Source organism: Chelatococcus composti, from assembly GCF_014201415.1.
Lineage (GTDB): Bacteria > Pseudomonadota > Alphaproteobacteria > Rhizobiales > Beijerinckiaceae > Chelatococcus_A > Chelatococcus_A composti.
Genome location: NZ_JACHEH010000003.1, coordinates 391,032 through 410,092 on the forward strand (window position 1 = coordinate 391,032; position 19,061 = coordinate 410,092).

At 68.0% G+C, this 19,061-nt stretch carries 18 protein-coding genes; 6 read left to right on the plus strand and 12 right to left on the minus strand.

The features are described from left to right. Positions 1–47: 47 nt before the first annotated feature. Complete coding sequence (gene nfi / locus HNQ73_RS08090) at positions 48–710, minus strand: deoxyribonuclease V (RefSeq protein WP_183334028.1); 663 nt, start codon at positions 708–710, stop codon at positions 48–50. Positions 711–779: 69 nt separating this feature from the next. Next, entirely contained in the window at positions 780–1,058 is a 279-nt protein-coding gene (locus HNQ73_RS08095; protein WP_183334030.1) for an accessory factor UbiK family protein, read from the minus strand. 244 nt (positions 1,059–1,302) lie between these two features. Here HNQ73_RS08095 and lgt point away from each other — a divergent pair, with 244 nt between their 5' ends. The 3 genes from lgt to pgeF are packed head-to-tail and all read left to right on the plus strand — an operon-like array spanning position 1,303 to position 4,093. Next, a complete protein-coding gene (lgt, locus tag HNQ73_RS08100; protein ID WP_183334032.1) occupies positions 1,303–2,178 on the plus strand; it encodes a prolipoprotein diacylglyceryl transferase in 876 nt (291 codons plus the stop codon). Further along, on the plus strand, positions 2,175–3,287 hold the full coding sequence (locus tag HNQ73_RS08105) for a class I SAM-dependent methyltransferase (protein ID WP_183334035.1): 1,113 nt from the start codon (positions 2,175–2,177) through the stop codon (positions 3,285–3,287). Before lgt ends, HNQ73_RS08105 begins: the two co-directional genes overlap by 4 nt. Continuing rightward, on the plus strand, positions 3,284–4,093 hold the full coding sequence (pgeF, locus tag HNQ73_RS08110; RefSeq protein ID WP_183334037.1) for a peptidoglycan editing factor PgeF: 810 nt from the start codon (positions 3,284–3,286) through the stop codon (positions 4,091–4,093). Before HNQ73_RS08105 ends, pgeF begins: the two co-directional genes overlap by 4 nt. Here pgeF and HNQ73_RS08115 read toward each other — a convergent pair. After that, on the minus strand, positions 4,083–4,877 hold the full coding sequence (locus HNQ73_RS08115; RefSeq protein WP_183334039.1) for a glycosyltransferase family 2 protein: 795 nt from the start codon (positions 4,875–4,877) through the stop codon (positions 4,083–4,085). The two genes, pgeF and HNQ73_RS08115, sit on opposite strands and share 11 nt — an antisense overlap. Before the next feature lie 492 nt (positions 4,878–5,369). On the opposite strand from HNQ73_RS08115, the gene HNQ73_RS08120 reads away from it, so the two are divergent. Beyond that, positions 5,370–6,047, plus strand: a complete 678-nt coding sequence (locus tag HNQ73_RS08120; RefSeq protein WP_183334040.1) for an outer membrane protein — start codon at positions 5,370–5,372, stop codon at positions 6,045–6,047. A gap of 104 nt (positions 6,048–6,151) precedes the next feature. Here HNQ73_RS08120 and HNQ73_RS08125 read toward each other — a convergent pair whose 3' ends face one another. From HNQ73_RS08125 to HNQ73_RS08160, 8 genes are all read right to left on the minus strand, one after another. Continuing rightward, positions 6,152–6,754: a glutathione S-transferase gene (locus HNQ73_RS08125; protein ID WP_183334042.1), complete on the minus strand. Its 603-nt coding sequence runs from the start codon at positions 6,752–6,754 to the stop codon at positions 6,152–6,154. Positions 6,755–6,898: 144 nt separating this feature from the next. Then, on the minus strand, positions 6,899–7,747 hold the full coding sequence (locus tag HNQ73_RS08130) for a 23S rRNA (adenine(2030)-N(6))-methyltransferase RlmJ (protein ID WP_183334044.1): 849 nt from the start codon (positions 7,745–7,747) through the stop codon (positions 6,899–6,901). Between the two features lie 13 nt (positions 7,748–7,760). Further along, positions 7,761–8,459 (minus strand): ribonuclease T2 family protein, encoded by a 699-nt coding sequence (locus tag HNQ73_RS08135; RefSeq protein WP_183334046.1) that lies wholly within the window; start codon positions 8,457–8,459, stop codon positions 7,761–7,763. Between the two features lie 10 nt (positions 8,460–8,469). Beyond that, the gene (locus HNQ73_RS08140; RefSeq protein ID WP_183334048.1) at positions 8,470–8,952 is read right to left on the minus strand and encodes a hypothetical protein; all 483 of its coding nucleotides are present in this window, start codon (positions 8,950–8,952) and stop codon (positions 8,470–8,472) included. An 84-nt stretch (positions 8,953–9,036) separates the two neighbouring features. After that, positions 9,037–9,591: a winged helix DNA-binding protein gene (locus HNQ73_RS08145; RefSeq protein WP_183334050.1), complete on the minus strand. Its 555-nt coding sequence runs from the start codon at positions 9,589–9,591 to the stop codon at positions 9,037–9,039. A gap of 20 nt (positions 9,592–9,611) precedes the next feature. Then, the gene (locus HNQ73_RS08150; RefSeq protein ID WP_183334052.1) at positions 9,612–10,919 is read right to left on the minus strand and encodes a TRAP transporter large permease; all 1,308 of its coding nucleotides are present in this window, start codon (positions 10,917–10,919) and stop codon (positions 9,612–9,614) included. Between the two features lie 3 nt (positions 10,920–10,922). Next, on the minus strand, positions 10,923–11,480 hold the full coding sequence (locus HNQ73_RS08155; protein ID WP_183334054.1) for a TRAP transporter small permease: 558 nt from the start codon (positions 11,478–11,480) through the stop codon (positions 10,923–10,925). 167 nt (positions 11,481–11,647) lie between these two features. Beyond that, on the minus strand, positions 11,648–12,625 hold the full coding sequence (locus HNQ73_RS08160; RefSeq protein ID WP_183334056.1) for a TRAP transporter substrate-binding protein: 978 nt from the start codon (positions 12,623–12,625) through the stop codon (positions 11,648–11,650). A gap of 217 nt (positions 12,626–12,842) precedes the next feature. Here HNQ73_RS08160 and HNQ73_RS08165 point away from each other — a divergent pair, with 217 nt between their 5' ends. Next, positions 12,843–16,439 (plus strand): hydantoinase B/oxoprolinase family protein, encoded by a 3,597-nt coding sequence (locus HNQ73_RS08165; RefSeq protein ID WP_183334058.1) that lies wholly within the window; start codon positions 12,843–12,845, stop codon positions 16,437–16,439. A gap of 170 nt (positions 16,440–16,609) precedes the next feature. After that, positions 16,610–17,413: a 4-hydroxy-tetrahydrodipicolinate reductase gene (dapB, locus tag HNQ73_RS08170; protein ID WP_183334060.1), complete on the plus strand. Its 804-nt coding sequence runs from the start codon at positions 16,610–16,612 to the stop codon at positions 17,411–17,413. On the opposite strand, the gene HNQ73_RS08175 is transcribed toward dapB, so the two are convergent. Continuing rightward, complete coding sequence (locus HNQ73_RS08175; RefSeq protein ID WP_244649964.1) at positions 17,414–18,538, minus strand: extensin-like domain-containing protein; 1,125 nt, start codon at positions 18,536–18,538, stop codon at positions 17,414–17,416. Between the last annotated feature and the right edge of the window lie 523 nt (positions 18,539–19,061).

Below are 19,061 nucleotides of genomic sequence, written 5' to 3' on the forward strand. Positions count from 1 at the left end.
CGCGGGAGCAAGGCCGCCCTTGGCCAAATGCACACCCTCGCTGCCGATCAGAGAGTGCCGGCGGCGGCGTGGGCGAAACGAATCGGCTCCGGCAGCCGGAAGCGGGTCGTTGCGGCGAGCGTCACGGCGACGGCGCTCGCCAGGTCGATGCGATGGCCGGGGGAGATGAAGACGGGGCTGACACGCTCGCGCGTGCGCAGGGCGACGCCGATCGTCTCCCCCTTGTCGACGAGCGGGGCGGTGGCTCCCTTCTCGGGGCCGAGAGGGCCGAACTGGCCGACGAGCAGCGTCTTGCCGCAGCCGATGGTCGGCTTCTCCAGCCACAGGCCCATGTGGCTTGCGATGCCGATGCGGCGCGGATGGGCGATCCCCATGCCATCGAAGATGAAGACGTCGGGGGCGGAGGCCAGCCGGCTGAAGGCCTCTTCCAGAACCGGCCCCTCTCTGAAGCTCAGTAGGCCCGGAACGTAGGGAAAGGGCGTCGGCCGCGTGGCGAGGACGGTCTCGACGATGGCGAAGTCCGGCAGGCGCGTGACGACGACAGCCGCGCGGGACATGCCGTTCTTGACGCTGACGTCCACACCCGCGACGAGCCGGACCTCGGCGAGGGGCAGCGTGCGGGCGGTGTCGATCTCGCCTCGCAGATCATGCTGTAGGGAGACCGCCTCGCGCGGCGTCACGGTCCAGGCGTGGCGGGGGTGGAGCTGCATGGGCCCCTCGCGGCAGGGCAGGGCGGCGCAATGGGCGGGCTTGCCCCCGGTCGGCGCTGCCGGGTGGCGTCAGTCCCGCTCTGTCAGTTCCTGCTCGTCGCGGGCAAGACGTGCCTCGAGTGCCGCGATCCGGGCGGCGAGGCGCTCGTTCTCGTCGCGGGCGGCAGCGGCCATGTCGCGCACGGCGTCAAACTCCTCGCGGCTGACCACGTCCATGCTGCGCAGCAAGCGTTCCATCTGGGCGCGCACGATGGTTTCCACCTCGCGCCGGGCTCCTTCGGCCATGCCGGCGGCGTCGGTGACGAGGCGGGCGATGTCGTCGAAAATCCGGCCGGTGGTCTGGGTCATGGATGCCTCCTCGCACAGTTCGACTCGCCTATAGCACAAGTGAGGCCGCGCAACGGTGATCTGCCGCAAAAAGATCCTTGCAAAAGATCGTCGCAAAGATCGTCGCAAAGATCGTCGCACTTGGGCCTCGGTCCCGTGCTAGGACTGGCGCTGTCGTCGCGAGCCTGCGCGGCGTGGGGTTGACGCGGCGTCCGCGGTCGGGAAAGTCGCGCGAGAACCCGGACGACCGGCCGACGAGATCGAGATGCCAGCCTTCGCCATCGCCTTTCCCATGATCGACCCGGTCGCCATCAGCATCGGGCCGTTCGCCGTGCGCTGGTATGCGCTTGCCTACATCGTGGGGCTGCTTGGCGGATGGTGGTATGCGCGCCTCCTGGTCAACCAGCCGGGCCTGTGGGGCGGGACAGGCCGGCGCCCGACGCAGACCGACCTCGACGACCTGCTGGTCTATGCAGCGGTCGGCGTCGTCGTTGGCGGGCGCCTCGGCTACGTACTGTTCTACAACCTGGAGCACTACCTTGCGCAGCCCGCGGAGATCTTCGCCGTATGGAAGGGGGGCATGTCCTTCCACGGAGGGCTCATCGGGGCGGCGCTCGGCGTCTTCCTGCTGGCGCGCCGGCGAGGGCTGTCGGTGCTCACGATGTTCGATCTGGCGTCGACCGTCGCGCCGATCGGCCTCTTCTTCGGCCGCATCGCCAATTTCATCAACGCTGAGCTGTGGGGGCGCCCGGCGCCGGACTTCCCCTATGCTGTCGTCTTTCCTGGCGCCGGGCCGGTGCCGCGCCACCCGAGCCAGCTCTACGAGGCCTTCTCCGAAGGGCTCCTGCTGTTCGTGCTGCTGGCGCTTGCGGTGCGCATCGCCGGCTTTCGCCGCCCCGGTCTCGTAGCCGGCATCTTCGCCGCCGGCTATGCGGTGGCGCGCGGTACATGCGAGTTTTTCCGCGAGCCGGACCCGCAGCTCGGCTTTCTCTTCGGCCGCGAGGTCTCGGCGCTCGAGGGCGGCGTGACCATGGGCATGCTGCTCAGCCTGCCGCTGCTTCTTGCCGGCCTTTTCCTCATCTGGCAGGCCATGCGGCGCGAGCCGCTGCCTGCCGCAGGCGGCACGGGAGCGACGGCATGAGCCAGCTGAGAAACGAGATCGCGGCCATCATCGCCGCCGAGGGGCCCATTTCGGTGGAGCGTTTCATGGCGCTCGCCCTCGGGCATCCCCGCTACGGTTACTACATGACGCGGGACCCCTTCGGCCGGGCAGGGGACTTCATCACGGCGCCGGAAGTCTCGCAGATGTTTGGCGAGCTCATCGGCCTGTGGGCAGCGTCCGTCTGGCAGACGATGGGCGCACCGGAGAGGCTCATCCTTGTCGAGCTGGGGCCCGGTCGCGGCACGCTGATGGCCGATCTGCTGCGCGCCGGCCGCGTGATGCCCGGCTTCATCGAGGCGGCCGAGGTGCATCTCGTCGAGACGAGCCCGGTGCTGCGCGCGGCGCAGAAGGCGTCCCTCGCCGGGCGCGTCGCAACCGCGCACTGGCACGATCGCGTCGAGGACCTGCCGCCCGGCCCGGCCGTCATCGTCGCCAACGAGTTCTTCGACGCCCTGCCGGTACGCCAGTTCGTGCGCCAGGGCGGCGTCTGGCGCGAGCGACTCGTCGGCCTCGATGCCGAGGGGCGCCTGGTCTTCGGCCTCGCGGCGGAGCCAGAGCCGCGCCTCACCCAGCAGGCGAGAGAGGGGGCGGTGCTTGAGGTGCCGCTCGTCGGCCACGGCATCATGCGCACCCTCGCCCAGCGCCTCGTCAGCGATGGCGGGGCTTTGCTCGCCATCGACTACGGCCATGTGGCGACAGGGACGGGCGACACCCTGCAGGCGATGAAGAATCACAAGCCCGTCGACCCGCTGGCCGAGCCGGGCGAGGCTGACCTGACGGCACATGTGGATTTCGCCGCGCTCGGGCGGGCGGCGCTCGCAGCCGGCGCTGTGCTGCAGGGGCCCGTTACGCAGCGGGTCTTTCTCGAGGCGCTCGGCCTCGGCGTGCGGGCCGAGCGGTTGCAGCGGTCGGCCACGCCGGAGCAGGCCCGTGCCATCGCTGGCCAGTATCAGCGCCTGGTGGAAGGCGGGCGCACCGGAATGGGCGAGCTGTTCAAGGTGATGGCGGTGACGCATCCGGACCTGCCGATGCTGCCGGGGTTTGACCGCCTGACGACACCGGCCAGGGCAAGCGGGGAAGAGCCATGAATGCACCGGACAGAGCTTTCGGCGACAGCGCGGCCGAGGCGATCGAGGCGGAGGCGCTCGGCGCCTTCGACTGCATCCGCCACGCCTTCTTCACGCGCCGCGGCGGCGTCTCCGGCGGCATCTACGCTTCGCTCAACGGAGGCGTCGGATCGCGCGACGACGCGGCCGCCGTGCACGAAAACCGCCGCCGCATGGCCGCCCGGCTCGGCCTCCCGCCGGAGCGGCTTCTGGGGCTCCACCAGGTCCACTCGCCCGATGTGGTGACCGTTGAGACACCGTGGCCGGCGGATGCCCGGCCGAGGGCGGACGGTTGCGTCACCCGCGTGCCTGGCATCGGCCTTGGCATCTCCACCGCCGATTGCGGGCCGCTGCTTTTCGCCGACCCCGAGGCGCGCGTCATCGGCGCCGCCCATTCGGGCTGGCGGGGTGCCCTGTCCGGCATCGTCGAGGCCGTCGTCGAGGCAATGGAGGCGCTCGGGGCGGAACGCGGGCGCATCACTGCCGTGCTCGGCCCGACGATCAGCGCCGCGGCCTACGAGGTCGGCCCCGAGTTCGTCGAACGGTTCTGCGCCGCAGATCCCGCCTACGCGCGCTTCTTCTCGCCCGCAGAGCGGCCGGCGCACGCCATGTTCGACCTGCCGGGCTTCATCGGGGCACGCATGGCTGCGGCTGGTGTCGGGCGCTTCGTCAACCTCGGCCTGTGCACCTATGCCGATGAGGAGCGCTTCTACAGCTACCGGCGGGCGACGCACCGCGGCGAGCCGGACTACGGCCGCCTGATCGCGGCGATCACGCTCACTGCGTGAGCCTGCCCTTGCGGGCGGCCTCGGCCAGCAGGCGCCGCTCGATATGCTTGGCGATGCGCAGGTAGCGGTAGAAGGCGAAGTTCATCGCCGTCATGAAGCCGTAGACGCCGCGCACGAAATGCCTGCGGCCGATGTAGGCCTTGAGGAAGGCGGCCGGGAACTCAAGGTAGAGGCGCAGGATCGAGACCCGTTCGCCGCGCTCCTCCAGGTTGTCTGCCTGGGCGTCGGTATAGCTGTTGAGCTTGGCGAGCTGGTCGCCGAGGGAGCGCACCGAGAAGTGGTGGATGGTGCCCTTGAGCCGGCGCACGCGCGCGCCGGGGGCCAGCACGACACGGTCGTGCACCGTCGAATCGGAATAGCGCCCCTTGTCGCGCCGGTAGAGCCGGACCGGCGCCAGGGCGTAGGCGAAGCGATGTGGCGCGGCCTCGCCCGGGAAAATCTCCGCGATCCGCGTCTCGTAGGCGTCTGCCGGCGGTTCGCCATTGGCGAAGAGGGCGGCGATTTCCGCCGCGAGGTCCGGCGGCACCACCTCGTCCGCATCAATGTTGAACAGCCACTGATGGCGGCACTGGTCCTCCGCGAAACGTTTCTGCGGACCGTAGCCGGGCCAGGGATTGAAGATGACGCGGGCCCCGTGGGCTTCGGCAACCGCGACGGTCTCGTCCGTCGAGCCTGAATCGACGACGACGAGATCGTCGGTCAGGTGCCGCACCGCCGCGAGAGTTCGGCCGATGCGGTCGGCTTCGTTGTGCGCGATGACAAAGATGGAAAGCGGCAGGCTCACGTGTCACACCCCGGGTTCTCGCCAGCCTTTGGCATGCGGGGGCCCCGCACGGCAAGAGCGCTGCATCGTGTGGGGGCTCCGCCGGTCCGTTGCAGGCGTCGGTCCGGTTGGCTGGCCGCCGCCGGCTCTCATGGCGTGCACCGTTAATGGTTCATTAGGCATAGCTGCAATGCAGCATGAGCGTAAAAGGCCGGTGCAGGCTGCACGGGATGCCCGGAAAGTGGCGAATTCTGAACGACTGGTAAATGGTCGTTCCGGGGACGAAAGACAATACATATCAATATCTTGCTGCATGCTCGCGGAGGGCGCCATTCGTATCTGCACGGACGGCCGCAGGGCGGTCCCATTTTTTTCCCGGGTTCTGTCACTTTTTCGCCCAAGTCCCTCAAGGCCGTGTGGCGGCGCAGCAACAGACATCGGTGGGAGGTTCGTTTAGAAGGGGGCAACTTCCGGGCGGGCCCTGGTCCGTGGGAAGCATTAAGGAGTTGAATGATGAAAAAGATTCTTCTCGCGGGTGTTGCTGCTGCCGGCCTGATCGCTTCCGGCGCTGCGGCGTTCGCTGCCGACCTCCCGAGCCGCAATGTCGCTCCTGTCGCTCCGGCCCCGGTTCTTCCGATCTTCACCTGGACCGGTTTCTACGCTGGTGTGAACGCCGGCTACGGCTGGGGCGAGTTCTCGAAGGCTCCCGGCTTCGACGATCCGGACGGCTTCGTCGGCGGTGCCCAGATCGGCTACAACTACCAGATCGGCCAGTTCGTCGTCGGTCTCGAGACGGACATCCAGTACTCCGATCTGTCGGGCAAGACCCGTCCCGTGACGTTCGCTGACGGCAACGTTGGCGTCGGCCGCGGTGAGGTCGAGTACTTCGGTACGGTCCGTGGCCGCATCGGTGCCGCCTTTGACCGCGCCCTCATCTACGTGACGGGCGGTCTGGCCTACGGCGAGACGAAGTTCCGCGGCCTCGACACGACGGCTGGCCTCTCGTTCTCTAAGTCGAAGACGACGGCTGGCTGGACGATCGGTGGCGGCCTCGAGTACGCCTTCACCGACAACATCACGGCCAAGGCCGAGTACCTCTACGTCGATCTCGGCGACAACCGTTACTACGGTGCCAACAAGGCCGAGACCAAGTTCTCGGTCGTCCGCGCCGGTCTGAACTACAAGTTCTAATCGGCTTCCGGTTCAAACCGGTTTCTCGAAACCCGGCGACCTCGGTCGCCGGGTTTTTTGTCGCTGGATATGCAGGCCGATGGGCGAGCCCGCCGGCGGCGATGTCAGGCCTTGACCTTCGTCTTCTCGAAGGTGGGCACACGGGCGGCAAAGTCGTCGAGCCAGGCGACGAGGGCCAGATGATCGTTGCGCCACGCGCCGCCGAAGCGCAGGTCGAGGTAGCCGAGGGCGCAGGCGAGGGCAATGTGGCCGATGTCGATGCCGTCGGCGAGGCTCGGCGGCGTTGCCCCGGCCGCGGCGAGGGCGCGCGAGACCTTGCCCGCCTGGTGCTCCAGCCATTTCGGCTCGTGCTTCTCGGGGCTGCGGAAGCGGGTCTCGTAGACCTGCAGGATGGCGGCATCCATGATGCCGTCGGCGAGCGCCTGGCGGGTGAGCGCATCGAAGCGCCGCTCGCCCGCGGGGAAGAGGCGGCCCCCGGCGAGGTGATCGAGATATTCCGCGATGACGCGTGAATCGAAGAGCACCCGCCCGTCCTCGAGGATGAGGGCAGGGATTTTGCCGAGCGGGTTCTGCTGGCGGATGGAGTCGGCGGGGTCTGTCGTGTCGGCCGGGACAATCTCGATCCGGTCGGACAGGCCGAGGATGTCGGCAACAATCTTGACCTTGCGGCCGAAGGGCGATGCGGGGGACGAGCGCAGGACGAGCATGAGCTTGGGCCTCTCCTCGGGTGTTGTTCTCGGGACGAATCGACGGTGGCCGGCTGGCCGGCCGCGCTCACCGTGACGACAGGGCCTTGCGCCGGCAAGCGCGTGCGATGCATGGCGGGCGAGCGGAGCCGGCGTGGGCGGCCTTCACTCGCCCGCGATCCACTCGGCGCGGAAACCGGCGCGTGTGCCCTGCGCCAGGCGTTCGGCGAGGGCGGGCAGCAGGATCTCGGCCTCGTCCTTCAGTGTCCACGGCGGGTTGACGATGACCAGGCCGGAGCCGTTGAGGCGGCTTTCGTCGCGCCCGTCCGTCACCATCAGCTCGAGGCGCAGCACCTTGCGCGTGCCGCTTGCGGCCAGGCGCGCGGCGAAGGCGTCGACGGCACGCCTGTCCTTGATCGGATACCAGCCGGCGAAGATGCCGGTGGACCATTTCTTCCAGGCCCTGGCGATCTCGTCTGCCAGCCGCTCCAGCTCGCCCGGCACCTCGAACGGCGGGTCGATGAGGACGAGGCCGCGCCGCTCGGGTGGCGGGATCATGGCGTTGAGCGCCGTCCAGCCGTCGAGCTCAATCGCCTTGATGCGCGGATCGTAGGTGAGGACGCGGGTCAGCGTCTCGGCGTCCTTCGGGTGCTTCTCGATGGCGAGGGCGCGGTCCTGCCGGCGCAGCATGGCCGAGACGAGCAGCGGGGATCCGGGATAGGTGGTGGCGCCGTGGCGCGCGCGCACGGCGGCGATGGCGGCGCGGTAGGGGGCGATGAGCGCCTCTGCCGCTTCCGGCAGTGGCGCCGCGTCGAGCCGGCCGATGCCGTTGCGCCATTCCGCCGTCTTTTCCGCCTCCTCGCCCGACAGGTCGTAGAGGCCGATGCCGGCGTGGGTGTCGATGACGCGGAAGGGCGTGTCCTTTTTGAGAAGGTGGGTGAGGATCCGCGCAAGCAGTGCGTGTTTCATCACGTCGGCGAAGTTGCCGGCGTGATAGGCGTGGCGATAGTTCATCTCAAAAAGGCCCTCACCGTGGCGCTTTGACCTTCAGGTCGCCGAAACGGCAGCCGCTGCGGTCGATCTCGGGGCAGGAGACGAAGCCGCGCAGGTCCTTCGACAGACAGATGCGCACCTCCTGCAACACGCCGCGACGGCAGACGACCGACATCATGTCCGTCCTGAGGCCCTTGTTGACGGCGACGAAGGCGCGCTCGAGGTCGATGGGCGTGAAACTCTGGTCTGCGGCCGTGTCTTGCAGCTGCGGCGGGATCGTCACCATGTCGCGCGCGCGCTTCACGTCGGCGAAATAGTCGCTCGGGCTCTTGCCGGAGCAGGTGCCGTGCTTGCGCCACTGGTAGCGCGCGAGCCCCTCGTCGGGGAAGAGTCCGGCCGCCTGAGCGACGGCCGCGCGCGAAGGATTGCGCGGCATGCCTGCGCAATCGGTCGGATAACCGCGCTCGCGCTGTGGCCAGAGTCCATGCACCACGAAGCCGAGCTCGGCCCCATCGCGGCACTGCTCGCGCTCGTCCGCCTTGTCCGACAGCGCGCAGAAGCCTGGTGACCAGGAGAGGGCGAGGACGTAGAAGTCGAAGGAGCCGGGCCGGGCTCCGCGTTCGGGCCCTGCGGCGCTGGCGCTGCCTGTGCCGAGGAAGAGGCCAAGCGCCGTAAGGGCAGCGAGCGCCGCTCCACGGCCTGCAAGACGAGGTCGCCGTCCCGATCCGCGCATCGGAGCCCTTTCAGGGACGCGCAGCGCGGCAGTGCCCGTCATAGGCATAGGAACGGTCGAGCCCGCTGACGCACCACTCGACGCTCCAGCCCCAGCCGGCAAGGCCGAGATCCTCGCGCACCGAGTAGTAGACGGTGCGCTTGCGCCCGTCTGACGTCCGGGAGCGCGCCTCGCAGAAGCGCCGCGGAATGTAGCTCGCCCCCCAGGGCCGGTAGCCCAGTGAGCGGATGTGCTCGAAACTGGTGATGTTGAGCGACGAGGACCAATAGCGCGCCTCGGTGGAGGCGAAGCGCTCGCGGATGCGGGAGAGGACGGCGGGGTCGTCGCAGGCCGGAACCCGGCCGGTCCAGGGCACCTCACGCCGCTCTGCCGGTACCGAGTCGTAGGGGTGGGCCGCACCGCCACGATAGGCGACAGATCCGCCGTAGTCAGCGGCCAGGGCCGTGGAGCTCAACGTCACGGCTGCGACGATCAGGGCAGACAAGGCTCGCATCGCTCTCCCCACAGGCATCGAATGAACAGGTCGTGGCGGACGATGCGCGGCGCGGCGGCCAAGGTCAAGCCGCGCAGCGCCGCTTCACAGCGATGCGGCCGAGCGCGCGGCCTGGTCGTAATGGCCGGACAGGGCCCGCATGTTGCTGGCGATCTGCGACAGCACGTTCTCGTCGAAGCCGAGGCCGCGCACGGCGCGCACGAGCAGCTGCTCCCGGATGGCCTTGTAGCGCAGGCAGGCCCTCTCACCCTCGGGCGTGACCGCCACCGTCTTCTCCTTGCCCTTGCGCCCGCTCTTCACCAGCCTGAGCCGCTCGAGCTTCTTGACCGAATAGGTCACGAGGTGGGTGTCCTCGACATTGAGGACGAGGCATATGTCCGCGAGCCGCTTGGGCTTGCCGCGGTGGTTGACGGAATGCAGGACGAGCACGTCGAGTGGCGACAGGTCCGGCACGCCCGCGGCGGCCATGCCACGCACCATCCAGCGGTGGAAGGCATGACTGACGAGGATGAGACCGAACTCGAACTCGGACAGCGCTGGCAGCGCGCCGGACGCGAGATGGGCCGACGAGACGATGGGGCCGAGCGCCGGCGGATCCTGAGCCTCCGCCGGCAGGCTGTCGGTGATGTTTCTTGCCATGGCGTTTCCTCCGCCGGGTCTCAGCCCGCCTCCAGCATGTGCCGCGGCAGCCACAGCGCGAGATCCGGGAAGACCGCGAGCAGGGCGACCATCAGGGCGAGGATGAGGAAGAAGGGCAGGGCATAGAGGCCGATGCGGAAGATGGAGCGTCCGGTCATGCCCTGCAACACATAGAGGTTGAAGCCGACCGGCGGGGTGATCTGTGCCATCTCCACCACGATGACGATATAGATGCCGAACCAGATGAGATCGAAGCCGGCTGCCTCGACCAGAGGCATGATCACGGCTGTCGTCAGCACCACCATGGAGATGCCGTCGAGGAAGCAGCCGAGCACCATATAGAACAGCGTCAGCGCCAGCAGAAGCTGCCAGGGGCTGAGGTTCATGGCGCCGATCCACTCGGCGAGCGCCCGCGGGATGCCGGTGAAGCCCATCGCCGTCGTCAGGAAGGCGGCGCCGGCGAGGATGAAGGCGATCATGCACGAGGTGCGCGTGGCGCTGAGCAGGCCGTCACGGAAATTCGCCCAGTCGAGCGTGCCCATGGCGCGCGACATCAGGAGAGACAGGGCGACGCCCACCACCGCGGCCTCGGTGGCCGAGGCGAGACCGCCGTAGATGGAGCCGATGACGCCGACGATGAGGAGCACCACCGGAATGAGACTGCGGGCGGCGGCAAGGCGCTGGCCCAGCGGCATTGCGGGATCTGGCGCCGGCATGCGGCGGGGATTGAGAAGGGCCCAGCCGGCCACGTAGAGCATGAAGAGCCCCGCGAGGGCGACGCCGGGGACGACGCCGGCGATGAACAGGCGTGCGATCGACTGCTCCGTGGCCGCGCCGTAGACAATCATGATGAGCGACGGCGGAATGAGCAGCCCGAGGGTGCCGGCGCCAGCGAGCGTGCCGATGGCGAGGCGCTCGTCATAGCCGCGTTTCTGCAGTTCGGGCAGCGAGATGCGGCCGATGGTAGCGCAGGTGGCGGCGGAGGAACCGGAGACGGCGGCGAAGATCGTGCAGCCGACGACGTTGACGTGCAGGAGCCGCCCCGGCAGGGACCGCATCCACGGTGCGAGGCCCGCGAACATGTCCTGCGACAGGCGCGTGCGATAGAGGATCTCGCCCATCCAGATGAACATCGGCAGGGCGGTAAGATCCCACGACGTGGCGGCACCCCAGATGGAGGTGGCGAGCACCTGGCCGGGCGGTGCGGAGACGGCGATGGCCATGCCGGCATAGGCGACGATGCCAAGTGCCAGCGCGATCCAGATACCGGTGCCGAGAACCAGGAAAAGGACAACGATGAGCAGGCTCGAGAGCGCGACGGGGTCCATCGCTCAGCCCTCCTTGCCTACGGTGATGGCATCCTCCGCAGCGCGGAAGGACGGACGGCCGTTCGCCGCGGTCTCGCGCAGTTCGTCGAGGAGAGCGATGGTGAGGACGGCGAAGCCGATGGCGAGCGTCGCCTGCGGAATGACGAGCGGCACGGGTATGATGCCGTATGATTTTTCGTTGAAGGCCCAGGAGTCGAGCGCGAGCTTGGCCGTGTACCAGGTGCTGTAGGCGCTCGCGAGCGCGGAGATGCCGAGCGCGAACAGCTCCAGCGGCCGCCGGCGCTTCTCGCCGACGAGAGTGAGAAGCATGGTGACGCGGATATGGCTGCCGGCTTTGAGGCTGGCACCGAGTGCCAGGAAGCTTGCTGCCGCGAGCAGGAAGCCGCCGATTTCGGCGAGCGAGGGCACGATGAAGCCGGTCTGCTCGAGCCCCAGCGTATCGAGAATGCTGTCGAGCATCCGGGCGCCGACCTGAAGGCCGACGAGGACGGCAATGGCGACGAGACAGAGCGCCGCCAGCCAGAGCGAGAGTGAATAGAGACGGTCGAGGGCCGCGCGCATGGGGCCTCCTCCTGCCGGCAGATGACGAAGGCGCGTGTGACGCCGGAGCGGAGCGCCGTGCCGGGAGGCGGCCGGCAGCTACTGCCCCTCCCCGCAGCGGGGGAGGGGAATGTCGACTGGCCCGCGGCGCGGGCCGATCCGCGACCGGGCGTCCGACGCGGCTTCTCTTAGTTCTTGCGGAAGGCTTCGAGAATGGCCTTGCCGTCCTCGCCCGCGGCTTTCTCCCACTCGGCGGCCATTGTCGCGCCGATCTCGGCGAAGCCTTTCTTCATGTCCTCGGAGGGGGCGGAGACCTTGATGCCGTTCTGGGCGAGCATGTCGGTCTTTTCCTTGGTCTCGACCATGCTCATCTCCCAGCCGCGCTCTTCGGCCTGCTTGGCGGCTTCGAGCACCGCCTGCTTCTCGGCGTCGCTCAGTTTGTCGAAGGCGGCCTTGTTGACGATGACCATGTTGCGCGGCAGCCAGGCCTGCGTGTCGTAGTAGTGCGTCAGGAAGTCCCACACCTTGGAGTCGGTGCCGGTGGAGGGCGAGGTGATCATCGCCCCGACCCGGCCCGTGGCGAAGGCGGTGGCGAGGTCGGAGGCCTCGATCTGCACCGGCACCATGCCGGCGAGCTGGGCGACGCGCTCCGTCGACTTCGAATAGGCGCGGAACTTGACGCCCTTGAGGTCGGCCAGCGTGTTGAGCTCCTGCTTGGCGAAGATGCCCTGCGGCGGCCATGCCACCGAGAACAGCAGCATCAGGCCCTGCTCGGCGAGCTTCTTCTCCAGAATCGGCTTCTGGGCAGCATAGAGCTTCTTCGCCGCGTCATAGCTCGACGCGAGGAAGGGCACTGAGTCGACCTCGTAGATCGGGCTTTCGTTGGCGAGACGCGACACCAGCAGCTCGCCGGCCGGCACCGTGCCGCTGCGCACGGCATTCTTGATGTCCGGATGCTTGATCAGCGACTGGTTGGAGTGGACGGTGATCTGCAGGGAGCCACCGGTCGCCGCCTTCACCTCTTCGGCGAACTGGACGATGTTCTTGGTGTGGAAGTTTCCGTCCGGATAGGGCGTAGGCAGGTCCCATTTGGTCTGGGCCATGGCCGGCGAGGCCAGAAACGCCGCAAGGCCGAGGCCCGCGGCGGCGCGCGTCAGAAGGTTCATGACTGTCTCTCCCTTGCGGCGCGCTCCCCTTTGCGCGCCGGTGGGGGCATGCTAACGGGCCCGAAATTCATGTCAACAAATTGTTGACGTTTTGTCATCGTCTTGCTTCTCTCATGTCGCGCTGCGGCCCGAGGGGGGCCGAAGGGACGGTGGGAGCGGCCGGCGGGCCGCGGGGCCGGCAACAAGCCCAGCGCGTTTTTCAAGACATCGGGAGAGCATGATGGCAGGGCGGTGGGATTTCTGGATCGATCGCGGCGGCACGTTCACGGATGTCATCGCGCGCGACCCGCAGGGGAGGTTGCATGCGCGCAAGCTCCTGTCCGAGAACCCGGAAGCCTACCGCGATGCTGCCGTCCAGGGCATCCGGGACCACCTGGGGCTGGCGAAGGGTGAACCCATCCCCGCCGGGGTCATCGGCGACGTGCGCATGGGCACCACCGTTGCCACCAACGCGCTGCTGGAGCGCAAGGGCGACCGGGTCGCCTTCGTCACGACCAAGGGATTTCGCGACGCGCTGCGCATCGGCTACCAGGCGCGGCCGAAGATCTTCGCGCGCAACATCATCAAGCCCGAGGAGCTGTACGAGACGGTCGTCGAGATCGAGGAGCGCGTGCTGGCGGACGGGACCGTCGAGATCGCGCCTGATCTCGCCGGGGTCGAGGCCCAGCTCGCGGCGGTGAAGGCCGAGGGCATCGACGCCCTCGCCATCACCTTCATGCATGCCTACCGTTATCCGGAGCACGAGCGTCAGGTGGCCGATCTCGCCCGGCGCATGGGCTTCTCGCAGGTTTCGGTCAGCCACGAGGTCTCGCCGCTCATCAAGCTCGTGGGCCGCGGCGACACCACCGTGGTCGACGCCTATCTCTCGCCGATTCTGCGCCGCTACGTGGCGCAGGTGTCTGAGGAGCTGGACATCGAGCGCACCGGCGCGCGCCTCATGTTCATGATGTCGTCGGGCGGCCTCACCGCCGCCGAGTTGTTCCAGGGCAAGGACGCCATTCTCTCGGGGCCCGCCGGCGGCGTCGTCGGCATGGCCGAGACGGGTCGCTCCGCTGGCTTCGACCGGGTCATCGGCTTCGACATGGGCGGCACGTCGACGGACGTGGCGCATTTCGACGGCGAGTACGAGCGCGCCTTCGAGACCGAGGTGGCGGGCGTGCGCATGCGCGCTCCGATGATGCTCATTCACACGGTGGCCGCGGGCGGCGGCTCCATCCTGCATTTCGACGGCTCGCGATTCCGTGTCGGCCCCGATTCGGCGGGAGCCAACCCCGGCCCCAAGTGCTACCGGCGCGGCGGGCCGCTCGCCGTGACCGATGCCAACGTCATGGTCGGCAAGCTGATGCCCGAGTTCTTCCCGAAGATCTTCGGGCCCGAGCAGAACGAGCCGCTCGACGGCGAGGCGGTGCGCGCCGCCTTCGAGAAGCTGGCCGCGGAGGTCGGCGACGGGCGCAGCCCCGAGGAGGTGGCCGACGGCTTCATCCAGATCGCCGTTGCCAACATGGCCGAGGCCATCAAGAAGATTTCGGTGCAGCGCGGCTACGACATCACGTCCTATGCGCTCAACTCCTTCGGCGGGGCCGGCGGCCAGCATGCCTGCCTGGTGGCCGACGCCCTCGGCATGACGAAGGTGCTGATGCATCCCTTCTCGGGCCTGCTCTCGGCCTATGGCATGGGGCTAGCCGACGTGCGCGCCACGCGCCAGAAGGCGCTCGACGTGCCGCTCGATGACGCCGCGCCTGCCGCCGTCGCGAAGCTCGGCGACGAGCTTGCCGCCGAATGCTTCGCCGAGCTTGCGGGCCAGGGCATTGACCGCTCGAGCACCGAGGTCTTCGTGCGCGCCCACGTGCGCTATGCCGGCACCGACACGTCGCTCGCCGTGCCGGCGGGTGATGCCGCTGCCATGCAGGCGGCCTTTGAGGAGGCCCATCGCCGGCGCTTCGGCTTCATCGACGGCACCAAGGGGCTCGTGGTGGAGGCCGTCGAGGTGGAGACCGTGGGCGGCGGGGCCCGTTTCGCCGAGGCCGCCGTGGAGGCCTGCGAGCCCTTCGTCGCCGAACCGCATCGCACGACGCGCTTCTTCAGCCAGGGCCGCTGGCACGAGGCGGGCGTCTTCCTGCGCGAGTCGCTGCGTCCCGGCGCGCGCGTGCCGGGACCGGCCATCATCATCGAGCCGAACCAGACCGTCGTTGTCGAGGACGGCTGGGAGGCGCGCCTTACCGAGAAGGACCATCTCGTGCTCGAGCGGGTGAAGGCATTGCCGAAGCGAAATGCCATCGGCACCGAGGCTGATCCGGTGATGCTCGAGATCTTCAACAACCTCTTCATGTCCATCGCTGAGCAGATGGGCGTGACGCTGCAGAACACGGCCTATTCGGTGAACATCAAAGAGCGGCTCGACTTCTCCTGCGCGGTCTTTGACCGCGAGGGGCGGCTTGTCGCCAACGCGCCGCACATGCCGGTGCATCTCGGTTCGATGGACCGTTCGGTGGAGACGGTGATCCGCCAGAACCCGGTGATCCGCCCCGGCGACGTCTACGTGCTCAACGCTCCCTACAACGGCGGCACGCACCTGCCGGACATCACGGTCTGCACGCCCGTGTTCGATGACAAGGGCGAGAACATCCTCTTCTGGGTGGCGAGCCGCGGCCATCACGCAGACGTCGGCGGCACGGCGCCGGGGTCCATGTCTCCGCGGGCGCGCACCATCGAGGAGGAAGGCGTCTACATCGACAACTTCAAGCTCGTCGACCAGGGCCACTTCCGCGAGAAGGAGCTGATCGACCTCTTCCTCGGCGCGAAGTATCCGGCCCGCAACGTCGTCCAGAACGTCAACGACCTCAAGGCGCAGATCGCGGCCAACGAGAAGGGCGTGGCGGAGCTGAAGAAGATGATCGCCCACTTCGGGCTCGACGTGGTCGAGGCCTACATGGGCCACGTGCAGGACAACGCAGCCGAGAGTGTGCGCCGCGTGCTCGACCGGCTGCACGACTCCTCGTTCGAGTACGAGATGGACCAGGGCTGCTTCATCCGCGTGAAGATCACCGTGGACAAGCAGAGGCGCGAGGCCACCGTCGACTTCACCGGCACCTCGCCGCAGCGTGATGACAACTTCAACGCCCCGGCGCCGGTGACGCGGGCGGCCGTGCTCTACGTCTTCCGCGTGATGGTGGACGACGACATCCCCATGAACGCCGGCTGCCTCAGGCCCATCAACATCATCGTGCCGGAGGGCTCCATGCTGTCTCCGCGCTATCCGGCGGCGGTGGTTGCCGGCAATGTCGAGGTGAGCCAGGCGGTGACGAACTGCCTGTTCGGTGCGCTCGGTGCGCTCGCCGCTGCCCAGGGCACCATGAACAACCTCACCTTCGGCAACGACTGCTACCAGTACTACGAGACGATCTGCTCGGGCGCGCCGGCGGGCGAGGGCTTCAACGGCGCGGACGGGGTGCACACGCACATGACCAACTCGCGCCTCACCGACCCGGAAATCCTCGAGACGCGCTTCCCCGTCGTGCTGGAGGACTTCCACATCCGGCCGAACTCGGGCGGCAAGGGGCGCTGGTGCGCCGGCAACGGCACGAGCCGCACCATCCGCTTCCGCGAGACGATGGACTGCGCCATCCTCTCCGGCCATCGCCGCGTGCGGCCCTTCGGGCTGTGCGGCGGCGAGCCGGGCGAGGTGGGCCGCAACTTCGTGCGCCGCAAGGACGGCCGCATCGAGGAGCTGGGCGGCTGCGACCAGACACTGATCGAGGCGGGCGAGGCGATCACCATCATCACGCCAACGGGCGGTGGCTACGGCAGGGCGTGACCGCCGCCTCCCGGCCAGGCACCGGCTGCAGGCGTCCATCCTCGCAGCCGGTGCGTCCCAGGTGTGGGGCAGGGAGCGCGCCTGCCCTTGCCGCTGTCTCTGCGCCAGCTGCTCCTCTATCATCGCGATTCGTCCCTATTCGGCATCGCAGCAAAGGAGCACGAGGACAGATGATCAGGGTCATCATCGCGGGCGCGTCGGGATGGGTCGGCAAGGCGCTCGTCGCAGCCGTGCATGAGGCGCCGGATCTTGCGCTGGTCGCTGGCGTGGCGCGCTCGGCGGCAGGACGCGATGCGGGCGAGGTGGCCGGCATCGGACCCATCGGCGTGAAGATCGTGCCCGATGTCGATACGGCGCTCGCGATGAAGGCGGACGTCCTCGTGGACTACACCAAGCCCAATGCCGTAAAGGAGCACGCGCTCAAGGCCATCGCCGCGGGTTGCCACGTGGTGATCGGCACCTCCGGCCTCGGGGCGGAGGACTATGCGGAGATCGACGATGCCGCCGAGGGGCGGGGCGTCGGCGTCATCGCCGCCGGCAACTTCTCCATCACCGCCACGCTGATGAAGCGTTTCGCGCTTGAGGCGGCAAAGTACGTGCCGGATGTCGAGATCATCGACTTTGCGTCGGCGCAGAAGCCGGACGTGCCGTCGGGCACGGCGCGGGAGCTGGCCGAGACCCTGTCCTTCGAGCGTCAGCATCCGACCTCGCGGCCCGTCGACGAGCTGACCGGCATCCGCGAGACGCGTGGCGGCGCCATCGGCCTGTCGACGCCGGTGCAGGTGCATTCCGTGCGCATGCCGGGCTACCTCCTGTCCTGCGAGGTGCTGTTCGGCCTCGACGGCGAGCGCCTCGCACTGCGTCACGATGCGGGCTCATCCGCTGCGCCCTATGTCGGCGGCACGCTGCTTGCCGTGCGCAAGGTGGCCGAGAAGCCGGGGCTGCGGCGCGGCCTCGACAGCATCATGGACTGATCAGCCACCGACGCGACCCGGAGGGCGCAGCACGCCGAGGGTGTTGTCGGCCTGCGGGCGCGCAGGCGGTGTGGCATAGGCTGGCGGATGCACAGGATAGGCCGGCTGACTGTCATAGGTTGCGGGGGGCTCCTGCCCCCAGCCCGGCGCGGTCTGGCGCATCGCTGTTGCCTGCACGCCAGCCGGAGCAGGCCCCACGTGCCAGCCTGGCGGCGTGCCGCTGGACGTCATGCCGAGATATTCCTCGTCGATCATGGAGGCGCCGCTGTCCTCCTCCTCGCCGAGTGGCTGGCCGTGGATGATCATCGGACTGCCGCCGGGCCGGTCGTAGTCGCTGCCGCCGGGCCGGTCGTAGCCCTTGTAGACCGGACCGGTGGGAAGCGGCGTGTAGGCGGGCTCGGCGCGGGGCGCAGCCTGCCGGGGCACGGCATCGTAGCGGCCGGGCTCCAGGCGCGGCGAGAACTTGATGACCGGCTTGCAGATCTTCCTGCCCTTCGCGTGGCGGGCGAGGTCGAGATGGAAATGGTCGTAGTGGTAGGCATCCGAGCCGGGGCCGAGGACCGTCGAGAAATAGCGGCACGAGCCGACGAAGACCTCGCGCAGGAATTCCTGCTCCACCGGATCGCCCTTCCATCCCTTGGCAACGGTGATCTTGCGGCCGTCCGACAGGTGGAAGGCCATGACGTCGACCGCATTGCCGTAGGAATGCTCCGACCGGCGCGCGCCCGGCCGGTTGTTCATCGAGCGGCATGAGTAGGAGCCGGCCCTGAGCTCGGTCACCGTGGCGCCGAAATAGAGCTCTGCGGCCGGCTGTACGACCTCCATGAGCCAGCGGTCGAAGGTGGAGATCGCCGGGCAGGCGAGCACCGCCTTCGATGCAAGGGCCACCTGGCCACCGGCGAAAGCCTTGACCCGGAAGGGATAATCCATGCCGCAGGCGCCGGGGCCGGAGATGGGCTTCATCGGCTCGATGAAGGCCGACGGCTGCACCAGCTTCTGCGCGAGACAGGCCGATTCGGCCTGGCTGCGCCAGGCTTCACGCCTTTCGAACGTCATCAGTCCGCAGCCGGCGATTCCGGCGCAAGCCAGCATCGTCGCGGCGAATGTCGCAACCCTGCGCGCCATGTACGCAACTCTCCGCGCGCCCCCTCTGGCGGCGGAGGATGCAGCGATTGTCCTAACGTTTCTTCAACGTTGACAGAACCTTCGCAGTCATACGCAGAATTTCCGTGGCCAGGATCGTGAAACAATATTGCTAAATCGGCACGAAGTGGTTTCCAGAATTACTGAAACCGATCCGTCGGAGCTTTTTCGTCAGCGACCGTAATCCCCAACCTGAGGCCGCCGGAAAGCGAAAGCAAATGAACCATTTAACGAATGATAAAGGACATAGTACGGAGGCGGTTGCGCGCTGCACAACATTTAGCGCTTCGCAAGGCCCCCCGTTGCTGCTAGATTCCGGGAACCAAGGTCAAACCCATGGAGGTCACCTATGGGCCTGACACTGCTGTCACGTTTGAACATCGTGGTGATGGGCGCCGCCTTTCTGTTCGTCGGTGCCATCATCATTGGGGCACTCTGAGCGGCCTCGTGGCCGCCATGACCGACAGCGTTCCACACAGCATTTCAGACAAGCAATCGAGAGCGG